At 61.1% G+C, this 17,751-nt stretch carries 13 protein-coding genes; 5 read left to right on the forward strand and 8 right to left on the reverse strand.

Annotated elements, in window-relative coordinates; all coding sequences use genetic code 11:
* Positions 1 to 21: 21 nt before the first annotated feature.
* From RW095_RS10900 to RW095_RS10930, 7 genes are all read right to left on the reverse strand, one after another.
* Complete coding sequence (locus RW095_RS10900) at positions 22 to 786, reverse strand: flagellar motor protein (protein WP_128586254.1); 765 nt, start codon at positions 784 to 786, stop codon at positions 22 to 24.
* 89 nt (positions 787 to 875) lie between these two features.
* Positions 876 to 2,111 carry a Crp/Fnr family transcriptional regulator gene (locus RW095_RS10905; RefSeq protein WP_317019022.1) on the reverse strand — a complete coding sequence of 412 codons (1,236 nt, stop codon included), beginning with the start codon at positions 2,109 to 2,111 and terminating at the stop codon, positions 876 to 878.
* 233 nt (positions 2,112 to 2,344) lie between these two features.
* Positions 2,345 to 3,196: a carbohydrate ABC transporter permease gene (locus RW095_RS10910; protein ID WP_317019024.1), complete on the reverse strand. Its 852-nt coding sequence runs from the start codon at positions 3,194 to 3,196 to the stop codon at positions 2,345 to 2,347.
* A gap of 10 nt (positions 3,197 to 3,206) precedes the next feature.
* Positions 3,207 to 4,193 carry a carbohydrate ABC transporter permease gene (locus RW095_RS10915; protein WP_317019026.1) on the reverse strand — a complete coding sequence of 329 codons (987 nt, stop codon included), beginning with the start codon at positions 4,191 to 4,193 and terminating at the stop codon, positions 3,207 to 3,209.
* Positions 4,194 to 4,293: 100 nt separating this feature from the next.
* Complete coding sequence (locus RW095_RS10920; protein WP_394365120.1) at positions 4,294 to 5,547, reverse strand: ABC transporter substrate-binding protein; 1,254 nt, start codon at positions 5,545 to 5,547, stop codon at positions 4,294 to 4,296.
* Positions 5,548 to 5,636: 89 nt separating this feature from the next.
* Entirely contained in the window at positions 5,637 to 7,622 is a 1,986-nt protein-coding gene (locus RW095_RS10925) for a beta-galactosidase (protein ID WP_317019027.1), read from the reverse strand.
* 11 nt (positions 7,623 to 7,633) lie between these two features.
* Positions 7,634 to 8,785 (reverse strand): ABC transporter ATP-binding protein, encoded by a 1,152-nt coding sequence (locus tag RW095_RS10930; RefSeq protein ID WP_317019029.1) that lies wholly within the window; start codon positions 8,783 to 8,785, stop codon positions 7,634 to 7,636.
* A gap of 189 nt (positions 8,786 to 8,974) precedes the next feature.
* On the opposite strand from RW095_RS10930, the gene RW095_RS10935 reads away from it, so the two are divergent.
* From RW095_RS10935 to RW095_RS10955, 5 genes are all read left to right on the forward strand, one after another.
* Positions 8,975 to 10,006, forward strand: a complete 1,032-nt coding sequence (locus RW095_RS10935; RefSeq protein WP_317019030.1) for a LacI family DNA-binding transcriptional regulator — start codon at positions 8,975 to 8,977, stop codon at positions 10,004 to 10,006.
* A gap of 429 nt (positions 10,007 to 10,435) precedes the next feature.
* Positions 10,436 to 11,440 (forward strand): sugar ABC transporter substrate-binding protein, encoded by a 1,005-nt coding sequence (locus RW095_RS10940; protein WP_317019032.1) that lies wholly within the window; start codon positions 10,436 to 10,438, stop codon positions 11,438 to 11,440.
* A gap of 87 nt (positions 11,441 to 11,527) precedes the next feature.
* Positions 11,528 to 12,514 carry an ABC transporter permease gene (locus RW095_RS10945; protein WP_128586413.1) on the forward strand — a complete coding sequence of 329 codons (987 nt, stop codon included), beginning with the start codon at positions 11,528 to 11,530 and terminating at the stop codon, positions 12,512 to 12,514.
* A gap of 73 nt (positions 12,515 to 12,587) precedes the next feature.
* Positions 12,588 to 13,385 (forward strand): ATP-binding cassette domain-containing protein, encoded by a 798-nt coding sequence (locus RW095_RS10950; protein WP_128586414.1) that lies wholly within the window; start codon positions 12,588 to 12,590, stop codon positions 13,383 to 13,385.
* 30 nt (positions 13,386 to 13,415) lie between these two features.
* Positions 13,416 to 14,642: an ROK family transcriptional regulator gene (locus RW095_RS10955; protein WP_128586418.1), complete on the forward strand. Its 1,227-nt coding sequence runs from the start codon at positions 13,416 to 13,418 to the stop codon at positions 14,640 to 14,642.
* 15 nt (positions 14,643 to 14,657) lie between these two features.
* Here RW095_RS10955 and RW095_RS10960 read toward each other — a convergent pair whose 3' ends face one another.
* Positions 14,658 to 17,744: a transglycosylase domain-containing protein gene (locus tag RW095_RS10960; protein ID WP_317019034.1), complete on the reverse strand. Its 3,087-nt coding sequence runs from the start codon at positions 17,742 to 17,744 to the stop codon at positions 14,658 to 14,660.
* Between the last annotated feature and the right edge of the window lie 7 nt (positions 17,745 to 17,751).

Raw genomic sequence — 17,751 nt, forward strand, 5'->3', positions numbered from 1 at the left:
TGCTCGAGCATTGCCGAGCCACTAGCCGAGCAGTTCGGCGGATCGTTCGCGCACGTCGCCCGCCAGGCGCGTTTCGATGGTGTGCGGCGATTCCTTTCGCGAGATGGCGAGCAGGCCGTCGAGGTACAAACGCCTGAAGCGCAATTCGCTGTCCACCTGCGCGCGGATCTTTCCATATAGCGGCAGAAACACGAGGTTGGCCAAGGCCAAGCCATACAGCGTTGCAACGAACGCGACCGCAATGCCCTGCCCCAGTTGCGACGGTTCCAGCATATGCCCCGTCACCTGAATGAGGCCCAGCACCGCGCCGAGAATGCCGAAGGTCGGCGCATAACCGCCCGCCTGCTGCCAGATTCGCGCGGCCGCCGTGTGATTGCGCTCATAGGCATCGACCTCGCGTTGCAACGCATCTTCGAGCACTGCGGTCGACACGCCGTTTGCCAGCAACTCGAGACCTCGCTTGGCAAATGGGCTAATCCCGTTCGCGTCGATCGACTCGAACACCAGCATGCCGTTGAGTTTCGCCTGATCGCCCCATTCGAGCAGAACGGAGAGGCTCTCGCGATCCACTTGCCGTGCCTTGACAAAAGCAAAGCGCAATTGCTTCACGCCGTCATAGAACCGCGCCCACGTGTTCTGGATCATCACGGCCCCGAAGGTGCCGCCAAGCACGATGACAAACGCCTCCAGTTGAAAGAGAGATGTGAAGTTTCCGCCCTCGAGCGAGAAGCCCGCGACGATCGCCGTCAGGCCGAACACTACGCCAAATATCGTCAAAAGATCCATACGTCCTCGCGACCGGCTGCAGCAGCCTGCGAATTACAGTTAAACGTTGAAACATTGCGCCCGGTCTTGCGGACCGGGCGCCGCAAGCGTCAGGACTCAGCCGGCGCAGTATTCGCCACGTGCGACTTCAGCGCTCGCACCGTGTCGAGAAACCGCTGCTCGATTTCGATGATCTCGACCGGGTCGATCTTGATCTCTCGACGCATGACCCACGACACCTCTTTCTTTCTCGCTTCCGTCATCACGGATTGCAGGCGGTCGTCGATCGGCTGCCCTGCCGACGCGGATAGCAGTTTCGCGAGGTCATAGGTATCGAAAGCACTCACCGCTTCGAACAACGTGCGCTGATCGACAAACTCCAGATCGTCGAGCGACTTCAACTCGCCTGCGCCACGCGCGCTGCGGCGCGAGAAGTAACTGAGTCCCTTTTCCTCGACGTAGTTGAGTACCTTGGTCTTGCGGAAAGCGAAGATGTCCTCGGCGATCTCCGCGTGAGATAGCTTGTTCAGAATCACTTTCCGGTCGACGCCGATCAGGGCCTCCAGATCGCCGAGTTCGATCAGTTCGAGTTCGCTGCTGATCGAAACGTCGAGATCGTGGTCCGCCACCTGCTGCGCGCGCTCGGCGATTTTCACCGGGTCGAACGTGATGAGCTGCCGGCCCGTTGCGCCGTCACTCGCCGAATAGCGTCCAGACGTATTGTTCAGCCGCTCCGAGCGCCCCGCTTCGATGGACACGAGATTGAGCTTCTCCATGCGCTTGAGCATTGCCATCACATGCGGACGCGAATGGCCTGCAATCGCGTTGCACTTCTTGATGACTTCCGAAAGCGGAATCGAGATCTCCTCGTTTTGAGGACGGCGCGCGCGTCCATCGAATCTGTCGCTCGATTCGGCTCCGGCCATCAAGGAAAGAACGTGCGCGTAGGAGAGAACGCCGGGTAGGAAATCGGCATGTGTATTGGTCGCGAGAATGTCGTCCTTCTTTTTGACGCGACGGATCATCGTGCGCACGATATGGCGCAGCAGCGGCGAGACACGCTCGAGTTCTTCTTCGACAATGCCGCCCGCGATGGCGGTGAGTTGACAGAAGCTTAGTGCCTTTGCGGTGTGTGCTCGCGGCTCGGGCGGCAACAACGCCGCTTCGCCGAAAAATTCGCCTTTGCCGAGCGTAGCCAGAATGACCTTTTTTTCGTCGCACTGGGTGGAGATTTCGACTTTGCCATCTGCAATGACGTAGATGACTGCGTCACCCAGGAAGCCTTCTGAATAGATGACTTCCCCCGGAGCCGCCGTGCGCGTCCATGGCGTGCGTTGTTGGTTCAAGATTGGTACCCCCGATGAGCTTTTTGGTCCAGCGCGTGCCTTCTTCAAGCACGAGTCAGTTTGACGGTCTGACATATTTCACTAGATAACGACAAGCCCATCCCAATCTTTAGTGAGGGGAAACGTGACGCCAATCGCGCAAACGTTTGCCGTTCGTACTGTCAGGCCCGATACGCGCCGCTGGATTTTCTATTTCTTCAGGCACGCGCCTGCAAGGTCATCGGGTGGCCGCTCTAGCCCTTTGTCGCGCCGAATGTCAAGCCTGCGACGAAGTGCTTCTGCATCGCGAAGAACATCGCGACGGAAGGCAGTGCAGCGAGGATCGAGCCGGCGGACACGAGGTTCCATGCGGTCGTCCATTGCCCCTTCAACGCGGCAACACCGACAGTGATCGGCGCGGCATCGTCGCCTTGCGTCAGGCACAGCGCCCAGAAATAGTCGTTCCACACGAAGGTGAACACGAGAATCGCCAATGCGGCGAGCGCGGGCCGTATCAGCGGAAGCACGATCCTGAAGAACACCGTCCACTCGTTCGCACCTTCGATCCGCGCCGCCTCGACCAGTTCGAACGGCAACTGCTTGATGAAGTTGCGCAGAAAGAGCGCGCAAAAACCCGTCTGAAACGACACGTGAAAAAGGATCAGAGCGCTTACCGTGTTGAACACGCCGAGTTGCAACGACAGATCGCGTACCGGGATCATCAATACCTGCACAGGCACGAAGTTGCCTGCGACAAAAGTAGCGAACACCGAGGAATTACCCCGAAAACGGTAAATCGCAAGTGCAAAGCCGGCCATTGCGGCGAGTGCAATGGAACCGACCACCGCGGGCACGGTAATCAGCACGCTGTTCCAGAAGTAATGCAACATCGGCGAAGTGGTCAGCGCCTCGCGATAATTCTCGAACAGCGCAAAATGCTTCGGCCATCCCCAGTAGTTGCCCTCGCTGAGTTCTTCACTCGAGCGTATCGACGTGACGAGCACTGCGATCATCGGTAGTAGCCAGATCAGCAATGCGATCGGCAGCGTCAGTTTGTAGACGCGGCGCGTTGCCGGTTTCCGCTTGTCGATTGGAATTGGAAACATGGTTGGCTCCTTATTGCTCGGCGCGCAGCATCCGCCGCAAGTGATAGACGATGTACACCAGCATGATGCCGAACAGCACGACAGCCACCGCCGCCGAATAGCCGATGCGATAGTACTTGATTGCCTGGTCGTACATGTAATAAGCGAGCACGGTCGAGCTTTCGAAAGGACCGCCGCCCGTCATCACCGAGATCAGATCGAAACTACGCAATGCGCCGATGATCGTGACGACGATCGCCATAAAGGTGGTGGGCCGCAATTGCGGCAAGATCACATGCCACAGCATTGACCAGCCGCGCGCGCCTTCCATGCGCGCCGCCTCGATCTGCTCCGCGTTCAGCGAAGTAAGACCGGTCAGATAAAGGATCATGCAATAGGCCGTTTGCGGCCATAGTGCGGCGAACACGATGCCGGGAGTCGCATAGCGCGGATCGCCGAGTACTGGCACACCGTGGCCGAGGATCAGCGCGAGCAGGCCGAATGTCGGATCGTAGAACCACGAGAAGATCAGCCCGACCACCACGCCGGACAATACGAACGGCGCAAAGAAGAGCGACTTGACAATCCGGATGCCGGCCACTGCCTGATTCAGATACAAGGCGACGCCGAGTCCCATCGGCGGTGCGAGCAGAAACAGCAAGAGCCAGATAAGGTTGTTCTTCAGCGCCGTATAGAACGTCTGCGTGTGGAACAACTCGGTGTAATTGGCGAGGCCGACGAAAGTCGGCTCCGTCATGCCGTCCCAGTTGAAGAAGCTCAGGCGTATGGTCGACAGAATCGGCCAGATCACATAAATGGCCACCATCACACAAGCGGGCGCGAGAAACAGAAAAGCTGCGCGTCGTTGACGCCGTGCAGTAGGCGAAGGACGGCGCCCGCGCGCCCGCACGTTCGGCGCGTGGCCGCGCGTTGTGCCGCCGGGCGCAGGCAGCGACGAGCCGCCCGGATCAGCGGGGCCGCCCACAGTGTGACGAGTGACGGACTGCGACAAAATCATTCTCCTGTCGACCAGAGTTAGTGCTTTAGCACTTACTCTGGTCCCATGCACAGCGGTCGACCAGAGTTGACGCTTTAGCGTCTTACTCTGGTCCCATGCACTACTTCTTGTAAATGCGCTTGCGCGTCTGCTCCAGCTGCGCGAGTACGCTGTCGAGCTTCGACGGATCGGAGACGAACTGCTGCATCCCCTTCATGCCTTCATCCGCCATTTCCTTCGTCATGTCGCGATCGTAGAACTGTGCAATGCCGCCTTTCGTATTAGCAAGAATCTGGAAGCCGATCCTGGAGATCGGATCTTCCGGCTCGGGCGACTTGCTGTTCGCCGACAGCGAACCCAGACCGGCAGCGAGCTTCGCGCCGATTTCAGGCGTCTCGACAAACGCGAGGAACGTGTGAGCGTCCGCCTTGTTCTTCGCCTTCGACGGGATATGCAGCGATTCGACCGGACCGTCTTCGGCGGTCGGCACGTTGGCGTCGATAATCGGGAACTGGAAATAGCTCATTTCCGGCTTCACATTCGGCGGGAAACCTGCGGTGATGAAGGTGCCCATCAGCATCATCGCCGCCTTGCCCTGGAACAGGAACGGCTGCACCGAATCGAGATCGTAGGACAGGGAGTTGTCGATGAAATAGCCCGCGTCGATCAACTGCTTCCACGTCGTATAGACCTTCTTCACACGCGGATCGGTGTACGCAATTTCACCCGCCATCAGCTTCTGATGAAACGCATTGCCATTCAGCCGAAGATCGAGATAGTCGAACCAGCCGGCGAGCGTCCATGCATCGCGGCCCGCTACGGCAATCGGCGTAATGCCGGCGGCCTTCAGCTTCTTGCAGTCGTCGAGAAACTGATCCCACGTTTTCGGTTCGCCGGAGATGCCGGCCTTCTGGAACAGATCCTTGCGATAGAACATGCCCCAAGAGTAATACACCGTAGGCGCCGCATATTGCTTGCCTTTATACGACGACGCTTCCTTCGTCGATGCATACATGTCGTTCCAGCCGTTCTTCGCCCAGTCGCCGCTCAGGTCTTCAAAAAGGCCGCGCTGCGCGTAATACGCCATGCGCTCGCCGTCATGCCAGTTGACGATATCGGGCGCGACAGTGGAGAGCCAGCCGGGCAATTGCACTTTGTACGCTTCTTCGTCGATAAACGACACTTTCACGTCAATGCCGGGATGCGTCTTCTTGAATTCATCCACAACAGATTGCCAGACCGCGCGCTGACTCGCGCCTTTAAACGCGATGTTCGCGGTCAGCGTTCCGGCCTGCGCGGTGCTGACGACAGACGTTCCGAGAGCCGCCGCAGCGACCGCGAGTGCTAGCAGAACCTTGCGTGGTTTCATTTTCATGCTACCTGTCTCCTTGATTCCTTGATTTTGCGTCGTTGTCGTTACTGCATGGAATTCCGGCTTGCACATCGTCCCGCTACCTGTACCCGTCATCCGGCTCTATACACTGCCACGCCTTGTGGCTCGACCGCACGTGAGCCGATCACAAATGCGTCGTCTGCCACACCGCTAACCGTGTGCGCGGTGTCGCCGTAGTTGAACACATAGGTCAGCGCGCCGCGCCGGCTAATGCGGACGCTTTCGCCGAGCTGCATCGTTTCGACGCCTGCGCGTTGCGCGATCTGCTCGAAGAGCCGGACCGTCAGCGCATCGTTGAACAGGCTGGCGAGGTAATGGAACGCACCGCTACGCACATACGCGGGGTGGCCGTCGGCAAAACGCGCTAGTACGTCAAAAGCATTCGTTTCATTGCTTTCGATGAAATCGCGCCAGTGACGCGCGGCGCCGTCTTCAACACTCGCGTCTTGCGTACCGGCAAGCCGCACGGGCTCGGTCACGTTCGGCCGCATCGATTCGACGCGCCACACACGCAGCGGCAACACGTCGGCAAGCGCACCCGGCGGCAGGTTTGCGGGAATCTGCAAGTCCTGAGTCTTCGAGCCGGTGCGCGGCCCAAGCACGACCTGCGCGCCCGAGCTGGCAAGACGCGCGGGCAGGTCCGGCGGCACGACCGGCAGCGGCGGCACGACGATCAGACTGTAGCCGTCGAGCGATGCATCCACCGGCACGACATCGACATCGAGACCTAGTGCACGTAATGCCGAGTAGTACTCGAATGCGAAGCGTGGATAGTGAAAGTCCGCACCCTGCGGATGAATCTCGAACAGCCACTTCGCTTCATAGTCGTAGACAAGCGCCACTTTCGAACGGACCGCGGCATCGGCATGCGCATTAGCCGCGAGCACCGTGCGAATTTCCGAGGCCACTTGCACGGCCTCGCTACCGCCGACGTCGAGCCGGTTATCCGGTGTATTCAGGCCCGCGTGCATCTGCTCCTGCGCGAACGGTGCCTGACGCCAGCGGAAATACGACACGCAGCCCGCGCCGTGCGCGAACGCTTCCCAGCTCCACAGCCGTACCATGCCCGGCAATGGCGCCGGATTCCACAGCGCCCAGTTCACCGGACCCGGTTGTTGCTCCATTACCCAGAACGGCAGCTTCGACATGCCGCGATACACGTCGTGATTGAACGACGCGAAATCCGGATGACCGCTGCGCAGCCAGCGCGCTTTCACATCGGGCGCAAACCATTGTTCTTCCAGCGCGCCGAGCGGATAACTGTCCCACGCGGCAACGTCGAGATCGGCAGCAACCTTGTAGTGATCGAACTCGGTGAAGAGCTGCATGAAGTTATGCGCAACCGGGCGCCCCGGCGAATGCGCACGGATGATCTCAACCTGCATGCGGTTATAGCGCGCGACTTCGTCGGAGGCGAAGCGCCGGTAATCGAGCCGATGCGAAGGATGCGCCTCAGTCACAGTCGCCACCGGAGCGTCGATTTCGTCGAAGCTGCGGTACTCCATGCTCCAGAACACGGTGCCCCACGCGCGGTTTAATTCGTCGATCGTTTTGTAGCGTGCCTTCAGCCACTCGCGAAAACGCGCCACTGCTGCGGGCGAATAACTCACCACCGTGTGATGACAGCCGAACTCGTTGTCGGTCTGCCAGTACGCAACGGCCGGATGTTTACCGTAACGCTTGGCAATTGCAGTGCAAATCTTCTGCGAGGCCGCGAAATACGACGGCGACGAAAAGTCATAGTGACGGCGCGAGCCGAACGCGCGCGGCCGGCCATCCGCGCCAATCGGCAAGATATCCGGATGGCGGTCGATCAGCCACTTCGGCGGTGTGGCGGTGGGCGTGCACATCACGACTTGCAAGCCTGCGGCGCCGAGCACTTCGATTGCCCGATCGAGCCAGGCCCAATCGTATTCGCCAGGCGTCGGCTCGATACGGCTCCACGCAAACTCGGCGATTCGCACCTGCTCGATACCGAGCGCTTTCATCCGGCGCGCGTCGTCTTCCCACATCGACTCGGGCCAGTGTTCCGGGTAATAACAGACTCCAAGGCGCATCCGAATGTCCTTTATGCATAGTGTTCGACGGATTCAAGCGAAGGGGCGGCGAAGCCGTCTTCGGTAAATAAGTGGGTGGCGTGGCGCGGTACGCGCAGGTTCGCGCGATCGCCGGGCGCGAGTCGCGTATCGCCCGGCGCTTTCGCGATCAGCGCGGCGCCGCCGGGTTGATCGAGGTGCACATAGCTGTGCTCGCCCAATTGTTCGACGAGTGAGACGGTGCGCGAAAGAACGGCGTCGCCGTGCGACGATGACGTGTCGATGAATTCGAGGTGTTCAGGACGCACGCCGAGCGTCACCGCCTGCGACATTTCGAGCGCGACACCATCCACCGGCACGCGGACGTTTTCGTGCGTATGGTCGAGCGTCACGGCAACGCCTTGCGCGTCGACAGAAGCGATACGTCCCGGCAAAAAGTTCATGCGCGGTGAACCGATGAACCCGGCGACGAAGCGGCTCCTGGGGCGGTGATACAACTCCAGCGGCGCGCCGATTTGCGCGATGCTGCCGTAACGTTCGGTGTCTTTCCCGGCATGCAACAAGACTATCTTGTCCGCGAGGGTCATCGCCTCGATCTGATCGTGCGTCACATAGACCACGCTCGCCTTCGCGAACTGCTTGTGCAGCCGCGCGATTTCGATACGCGTCTGGCCACGCAGCGTTGCGTCGAGATTGGAGAGTGGTTCGTCGAAGAGAAACACCCCGGGCTGGCGCACAATCGCGCGGCCAATTGCAACGCGCTGACGTTGACCGCCGGACAATGCTTTCGGCCTGCGCTCGAGCAGCGCCTCCAGTTGTAGAATTCGCGCGGCTTCACGCACCTTGCGGGCGATTTCATCTTTTGGGGTTTTGGAGAGCTTCAGCCCGAACGCCATGTTCTCGAACACGGTCATGTGCGGAAAGAGCGCGTAGCTTTGAAACACCATCGCTACGCCGCGCTGCGCCGCCGGCACGTCGTTCATGACCTCGCCGCCGATGAAGAGGTCGCCGTCGGTGAGATCTTCGAGCCCTGCGATCATGCGCAGCAACGTGGACTTGCCGCAGCCCGAGGGGCCAAGAAAGACGCAGAACTCGTTCTCGCCGATCTCGAGATCGACGTCGCGAATCACCGGCGCACCGTCGCCATATGCTTTCTGCACGCCCCTTAACGAAATGCTCGCCATCGCCTCGACTCCGTGATTTAATCGGCTCGACGGCGGAGATTAAGCGCTTAATCAGCAAAGCCTAAAAAATCGATCTTGCGATCGTCGGGCCTTGCCTGTCTCCGCTATCGTTTTGTCTGTGCGACAGATGGTGCCGCGCCTTGCCCGCCGATGCAAATGTCGGGCAACCATCCCAAATAATGAAGAGACATGCCAACACTTAGCGAAGTCGCACGTCATGCCGGTGTCACGCCCGCCACCGTATCGAATGTGCTGCGCAATCGCGGGCGCGTCGGCGAGAGCACGCGTCAACGCGTTCTCGAAGCCGTCGACGCGCTCGGCTACCGGCCGCACCTCGCCGCTCGCGCGCTAGCCGAAGGCCGCGCCCCGACGCTCGCTTTGATGGTGTCGAGCATCGCCAATCCGTTCTATCCCGAGTTCGCGCTGGCCGTCGAACGCGCGGCGCGCACGAGTGGGCATTTCGTAATAATTTGCAATACTAACGAAGATCCGCTGACGGGCCGCGCGTACCTCGACCAGATAGCCGGCACGCTTTCCGAGGGCGTGCTCGTGACCAACGCGAACCTACAATTCGCGGACCTTCACGTGACGGAATCGCGCGGCACTCCCGTGGTTTTGTGCATGTGGGAGCGACCCAACGAGCCACCGGGCCTGCCCTGCGTTGCAGTGGATTTTCGTCTGGCCGGCGAGCTTGCCGGACAGCATCTGCTCGAATTGGGACATCGGCGGATAGGTGCGATTGTCGGCAGCAAGGCTTCCGGCATTCATGCGGCCCGCTATGAAGGGTTCGTCGACGCGCTACGCGCGGCCGGCGTGCGCAAAAGCCGCGTCAAACATGCCGCGGATACGATCCAGGGCGGCTACAGCGCGGCGCGCGCGTTGCTCGAGGCCGATCCGCAACTGACTGCGATCTTCGCGACCAACGACCTGCCGGCGCTCGGCGCGATGCATGCCGCTGCCGACCTGGGCCTAGCCGTACCCGCTGATCTTTCCGTGATGGGCATCACCGACATCCAGCTCGCGCGCGAGTCGCGGCCTGCATTGACCACCGTGGCCGTGCCGACCGTCGAAGTCGCCGGGCTCGCGGTTTCGTTGCTGCGCGAGCTGATCGAATCGTCGTATGGACAGACGGGCCGCGGCGAGGCCAGTGTGCCGATGCGGGTTTCGTCGGCGCCGAAACTCGTGGTGCGTGCGTCCACTGGCAGACCACGCTCCTGCTGACCGCGAAAACAAGGCCATGAATTCAGGCGACGCGAGCCGTTCAGGCGTCCGCTTATGACGTGCGCTTACGACGTCCACCATGCCGCCAAAACGCATGAGTCAGCTTTCTGGTTGCTTTCATCAAAGCCAGGACTTTCCCCAATCCGTCCGCGGGGACGCTGCGTTGCACCATCAGTCACAACGCCCGCCACGTAAGGGTTTGCTGGCCTGCACAAGGTGCATCGCGCTCAGTCCCAATCCAACGTCATTCCTTGACGCGCGCCTCTCCGCCTGCTGTACTAAATCAACCAAAGTGATTTAGGCGAGATCTTTCGGGCTTATATCGACCGATCAGACGCGCCGCATTCCAGGTTGCGCTCGCGCAGCGTTCGCATGTGCAACCGCCAGCAGTTCCAAGAACGTCATTGCCAATAACCGGAGGAGCGTCCCATGAATCTGAATTCCCGCAGGCTTCCTGTCGCAAGGAAGATCGTCTCGATGTGCGTCGCGGCGTCGGCGGTCTGGTGCGCGAGCGCAAGTCAGGCAGCCGACCAGCCGGTCGTCGGCCTCATCACCAAGACCGACACCAATCCGTTCTTCGTGAAGATGAAGCAAGGCGCGGAGGCCGCAGCGTCGAAAGACGGCGCAAAGCTGATTACCGCAGCCGGCAGATTCGACGGCGATAACGCGAGCCAGGTGACGGCAATCGAAAACATGATGACGGCCGGCGCGAAAGCGATTCTGATCACTCCGAGCGATACGAAGGCGATCGTGCCGAGCATCAAGAAAGCGCGCGCCGCCGGCGTGATGGTGGTCGCGCTCGACACGCCGACGGATCCGCAAGACGCCACCGACGCCCTCTTCGCGACCGACAATTTCAAAGCCGGCGTGCTGATCGGCAAATACGCGAAGGCGGCGTTGAACGGCAAGCCCGCGAAGATCGCCACGCTCGACCTCGCACCCGGCGTTTCGGTGGGCGTGCTGCGTCATAACGGCTTTCTGGAAGGCTTCGGCGTGAAGCAAGGCGACCCTTCGATCGTATGCAGCCAGGACACGCGCGGCGATCAGGCGAAAGGCCAGACGGCGATGGAAAACTGCTTGCAGAAATCGCCGGATATCAACGTGGTCTACACGATCAACGAACCAGCGGCCGCGGGCGCGTATCGCGCGCTGAAAGCAGCGGGCAAGGACAAAAGCGTGATGATCGTCTCGATCGACGGCGGCTGTGAAGGCGTGCGCAACGTCAAGGCCGGTTCTATCGCCGCGACCTCGCAGCAGTACCCGCTGAAGATGGCCGCGCTCGGCGTAACAGCAGGCGTCGATTACGCGAAGACCGGCAAGAAGGTTTCCGGCTACCAGGACACGGGCGTGACGCTGATCACCGACAAGCCGATGTCCGGCATCGAAAGCAAGGATACGACCTTCGGCCTCGACAACTGCTGGGGCAACAAGTAACACGCACTGTACGGCGGCCCGCTCGCCGGGCCGCCGGATGATTCGCCGCGCGGCGCACGCCACGCTCATGTTTCGAGGACATCCATCATGTCGACTCCTTCCGCTCCCGCGGGCCATCCGCGCCATTTCTCCGACCGTCTGCCGTCGCTTGCCGAAGTCGGGCCGCTCATTGCGCTCGTGCTGGCCTGCGCTTTCTTCATTTCGCAGAGCAGCCGTTTCCTGTCGTTCCAGAACCTCTCGCTGATCCTTCAACAGACGATGGTCGTCGCAGTGATCGCAATCGGCCAGACGCTCATTGTGCTGACGGGCGGCATCGATCTCTCCTGCGGCATGGTGATGGCGTTCGGCTCCATCATCATGACGAAGTTCGCGGTGACGCTGGGCCTGCCGCCCGCACTCGCGATTCTGTGCGGTATCGGCGCGAGCACATTGTTCGGCATGCTTAACGGCGTGCTCATTACGCGCATCAAATTGCCGGCGTTCATCGTCACGCTCGGCACGCTGAACATTGCGTTCGCGCTCACGCAGATCTATTCGAATGCGGAAAGCGTGTCGAATCTGCCGGACGCAATCATGTTCTTCGGCAACACATTCAGGCTTGGACCCGCCGACGTCACTTACGGCACCGTCCTCACGTTGCTGATGTATCTGGCCACATGGTTCGTCTTGCGCGACACGGTTCCCGGCCGCCATCTATATGCACTCGGCAATAACGCCGAGGCCGCGCGGCTGATGGGTTTGTCGTCGCAGAAGATCCTGCTGACCGTCTACACGCTGGCCGGCGCGATGTACGGCATTGCTGCGTTGTTGTCGGTGTCGCGCACCGGCGTGGGCGATCCGCAAGCGGGCCAAACGGAGAACCTCGATAGCATCACGGCGGTCGTGCTCGGCGGCACGAGTCTCTTCGGCGGACGCGGGTCTATTGCGGGGACGCTGCTCGGCGCGCTGATTGTCGGCGTGTTCCGCAACGGCTTGACCCTGATCGGCGTTTCTTCGGTTTACCAGGTATTGATCACCGGCATGCTGGTGATTCTCGCGGTGGCCGCGGACAAACTCTCTCATCGCCGCGGTTGAGCACTCAATCGCAACCTTTTTGCATGTAGCCTGAGTGAGCGCTTTGGCTAACTCAGGCCGACAGGAGCCCGTCATGTCGACACCTACTTCCGCTTCCGCCGCGATGCCCGTACTGCAGGCGCGTGGCCTCGTCAAACGTTATGGCAATGTGACCGCGCTCGACGGCTGCGACTTCGAAGTGCTGCCCGGCGAGATTCTCGCAGTGATCGGCGACAACGGCGCCGGGAAATCCTCGTTGATCAAGGCACTTTCCGGCGCGACGGTGCCGGACGAAGGCGAGATTCTGCTCGACGGCAAGCCCGTCAAATTTCGCAGTCCGCTCGATGCACGCGCGCAAGGCATCGAGACCGTATATCAGGAACTGGCGGTCGCGCCGGCCATGAGCATTGCCGAAAATCTGTTTCTCGCGCGCGAGTTGGTCAAGCCCGGCTGGCGCGGTTCGATCTTCAAGATGATCGACAAGCGCCGCATGCTGGAGGAAGCGACCGCCCACATGAAGGACCTGCAAATCGGCATTCGCTCGATGCGTCAGGCGGTCGAAACGCTCTCCGGCGGTCAGCGCCAAGGGGTTGCCGTCGCGCGCAGCGCGGCATTCGCGCGGCACGTGGTGATTCTCGACGAGCCCACCGCCGCGCTCGGCGTGAAGGAAGGCAACATGGTGCTCGAACTGATTCGCCGCGTGCGCGACCGCGGGCTGCCGGTGATTCTCATCAGCCATAACATGCCGCACGTATTCGAAGTGGCGGACCGCATCCACATTCAGCGGCTTGGCCGGCGCGCCGCGCTCGTCAATACGAAAGACGTGCATATGTCGGAGGCCGTTGCGATCATGACTGGCGCAAAAGAGGCCGACGTCAAGGCGATTGCATGATGCAATCACATCGCTGAGGGGCTCATGAGCATGGACACCACAGGCGTGCGCCCGCCCCTCAAACGCACTGTCGGCTCGAACCAGGGCGGCATGCGGCAATTCAACGAGCGCATCGTGCTGCAGACAATCCGTCTGCATGGACCGTTGCCGAAGGCCGACGTGGGCCGTCTCACGCGTCTTTCAATGCAGACGGTGTCGATGATCGTCGATCGCCTGATCGACGATGGCCTGCTGGAAAAGCAGGCTCGAGTGCGCGGCAGGATCGGCCAGCCGTCGGTGCCGATCGCGTTGCGCGCGGACGGCGCATATACGATCGGCATCAAGGTAGGCCGCCGCAGTCTCGACGTACTGGCGATGGATTTCGCCGGCCGCGTGGTATGTCGCGATGTGTTCGAGTATCCGTACCCGGATCCGCGCACGCTGTTTCCCGCGCTCGAAAGCAAACTCGCGCGCGTGAATCAGGCGCTCGGCGCGAACGCGAGCAAAGTGGTCGGGGTGGGCGTGGCCGCGCCGTTGTGGCTCGGCGGCTGGCGCGACTTTCTCGGCGCGCCGCCCGACGCGCTCGACGCTTGGCACGAGATCGACTTGCGCTCGCGCATCGCGACCATGACGGGGCTACCGGTTGAGTTCGCGAAGGACACCACAGCCGCGTGCGCCGCAGAACTCGTGATGGGCCAAGGGCGCGGCATTCACAATTTTCTGTATCTGTTCGTCGGCACGTTCATTGGCGGCGGGCTCGTTATCGACGGCCGCCTGCATGGCGGGCCGCACGACAACGCCGGCGCGGTCGGCTCTATTCCGCTGCGCGACGGCGGAGCGCGCAAACCTGCGCGGCAACTGTTGCACGCGGCCTCCGGTTTCGTACTCGAACGCCTGTTGAGCGATGCGGGAAAACCGGCAGCCGCCGCGCACGATCATCGCGCGCTGTCGCCGGAAATGTGGCGGCATACCGAGGAATGGCTCGATAGCGCGTGCCCTGCGATCGCCAACGCGCTCACCAACGCCGCCGCGTTGCTGGACCTCGAAGCGGTCGTGATCGACGGCGAGCTGGACCGGCAAATGGTGCGCGAAATCATTCGCCGCACGGAGCGCGTGCTGGACCGATTCGAATGGGAAGGCATGGTGCGCCCGCAACTATTGGAAGGCGCAATTGGCGCCGACGCGCGTGCAATGGGTGGCGCAATTTTGCCGCTTTATGCGCACTTCGCGCCGGTGCACGAGCTGTTTCTCAAACCTGCGACAGAAGCCGCATATTGATGTGCCACGGCTGCATCAGTGCGCCGCGACCTTCTCCACAGAAACAGACGCGGTCTTTGCAGGCGCAGATTCGAGCAAGGGCTGCAACGCGGGCGCCATCGACTTCAGCAGTTGCACCGAAAGCGCACTGGTGAATTCGTAGTGGGCCGCGTAAGGTTCGTGCACCCACGCGGTCAGCGTGCCGTAAAAGCGGTCGCCGATGGCGAATACAAATGTCGCGCTGCGATTCACCTTGCGCGATTCAATGAGGCGCGCGCCTTTGGCGAATACGTTAAAGCGCTGATCGCCCGTACCTGTCTTGCCGTACACCTCCATGGTCCGGCCGTCCGGGAATGTAATGCCCTGCGCGAGACGCCGCGCCGTGCCGCCCGTCACGACATCGCGCAACATACCTTTGACGATCCCCGCAATTTCAGGCGAAAGCTGCTGTTGCGGAGTGACTGCCGCGCGCCGGAAATGCGTTTCGTACGGCGTGTCTTTCGCAAAGTCCAGTTGCGTGAGGCTCTCGGTCGGCACCTTGTTGCCGTCGTTTGCGATCAGGCCGATCAGTTGTGCAAGCGCTGCGGGTCTGTCACCGGATGCGCCGATTGCAGCGGCATACGAAGGCGTAAGCGTTGCAAACGGATAGCCGAGCGCCTGCCACGACTTGCCGATTGTGTCGTACGCGCGCAGTTCGACCATGCGTTTGATGCGGCGATCCTGCGTCGCGTGATAGCGCGTCTTGAAGAGCCACGAGTAGGTCGAGAGACGCACATCGCTGCTTGCGTTCTGGATGTCGTTGAGCGTGGCGTTCGGATGTTCGCGCAGATAGTTGAGCGTCCATAGTTCGAGCGGATGCACACTCGCGATGTAGCCACGATCGTTCAGATTGAAGCGGTCGATTCCGTACTTCGCGTAAAGGTTCGCGAGGTCTTCGTCGTCGAGCACGGAAGCGGCCGGCGTATTTTTCAGCGCGGCGCGCATTCTCAGGTTGAACGATGCGTTGGACTCGTCGGGCGCGACGCTGCGCAATACCGTGGCGACCTTTGGCGGCGATTTGCGCACACCGAGCAGCAGCAGCGCCAATGCCTGCTCGCGAGTTTTGCCGTGATACTTCGTGTAGAAACGATTCATGTACACGCGGCTTTCCTGATCGGCGAAACGCGTCAAATACATCTTGCGGATCGCCGGATCGCCGAGCCATTGCGACGACGGTCCAGTGGTTTGCACCATCTCGTAGTGGACGATGTCGCGCATCAACCGCACGAATACCAGATTCACCGAATGCTGGAACGCGCGACGAATCGTAAGAATGCGGCCGTTGTCGTCGGATTCGAAGTTGTTGAAGGTCTGCGCGCCGCCGCCTGTGTAGAAGGTTTCGCCGGGACTCGCGGAGTACTTGCGCTCCACGGCCGCATCGAGCATGGATTGCAGCGAGCGATCCTTGGTGTGCGAGAGATAGTCCAGCGCCCAGCGTGTCAATTGATCGCTCGGATCGGGCTTGATGGCTTTCAGCTCCGCCGCGCTGCGAGCAGCGTAACGTGCATGCAACTGGGACACGATCTGCAAATACGTCACCACCGTACGCAGTTTTGCAGTGGACCCGAGATTTAAACGCGCACCGGAATTGATGTCGAACGGCTGGTTCACGCTGTCCGTTTGCACACGCACGAGATTCGCTCCGTCGCGGCGCTCGAATAGCGTAAAGCTGTAGGCGATTTTCGACGGATCATCAGATGCGCGCAGCATTTCGAAGCCGACTAGGCCCGCGGCCTTCGCGCCGTCGCGTGTCGCGGCAGCGGCAAGCCGTTCGCTCACGGCCTGCTGCACCGCATTGTTCAGCGTGCCGGTGGCTTGCAGATCCAGCCGGTCGAGTTCGTAAAAGCTCGGAATGCCGAGCGCCGCGAGCAGGTTCGAGCGCATCGACGTGACGGCTTTGCGCGACACGAACGAGCCGGCGTTTTCAGCCGGTTTGCCCGCGCGGTGCAAATCGACCGTTGCAGAAAGCGCCGCATCGCGCAACGCGACGGAAATCACGCCGCCGTTCGCGAGCAGCCGCAAATAACTGTCGGTCAATCGTTCGAGTTCGGCATAACCGCGATGCAGGAAATGCGACGGCGCGCGCTGCGCGATCATCAGAGAAAGCACCTGACGGAATGCCTCGCCTTGCTGCGGCAAGTTCTCTGTGGTTGAAGGCGCGTTCAGTATCCGGTTCACATCCGCGAAATCGCGGCCGTACCACGCGGCGAGACCGTCACCCATGCCGCTGATTTCACCGACGCCGGGTTGCGCCGCGAGGGGGACCGAGTTCAGATAGTGCACGACGATCTGCCGACGCGCAGGCATGGTCTGCGGCCCGTTCAGATAGGCACGTACCGAAGCGGACGCAATCTGCCGCAGCTTCTCCGGCGGCGTCGCGGTGCGGCCGCCCGCGGAGTGGCGGAATTTTTCGATCTGCGTGGCGAGCGTGCTGCCGCCGGGCGCCGCCTGGTGATGGTTGAATACGCGTGCGCCCTGATCAGCCAGCGCGCGGCTAAAGCGACCCCAATCAATGGCGGGATTGCGGTTCGGTTGATCCGGATCGAGCAGATAGCGGTCTTCGATAAACAGAAGCGAGTTGACGATGACAGGCGGGATCGCCTCGAAGCTGTCGTACACGCGCCCCGGAAAACTCGCGCTAAAAAGAGGTGCGCCGGTGCCGTCGAACAGTTGCAAGCCGGCTTGGTCCTTCTCGGCGTACGGCAAGAAAAGGCTTCTATCCGCGAGCGAAAGCATGCGCTCCGAATCGCGCGCCTGAGCGGTGACTTCGAAGCCGCGCTGCAGCAAGCGCTGCTGCATTGACGGCAGCAGTGCGTAGCCCAGGCGGGTGTCGTACGGACCTTTGTCCGCCTCGGGAAAACGGATGGAATGGCTCGGACCATCGTCGACAGAAAAGCCGACGTCGCGTGTGAGTTCGGAGAGGTAGTGGGCCTGCAGCCGGGAAGTTTCTATTTCCAGCTGGCACAAGCGCGCGACCCACGCCAACCCTAACAACAACGCCGCCGCCAGCGCCCATTTGAACCACTTGCGGACCGAAGCGGTGCCGGTGGCGCGAAGCGGAAACCGAACCGATGGCCGATTCATGACTGCT

This window comes from Paraburkholderia kirstenboschensis (genome assembly GCF_032806925.1).
GTDB lineage: Bacteria > Pseudomonadota > Gammaproteobacteria > Burkholderiales > Burkholderiaceae > Paraburkholderia > Paraburkholderia kirstenboschensis.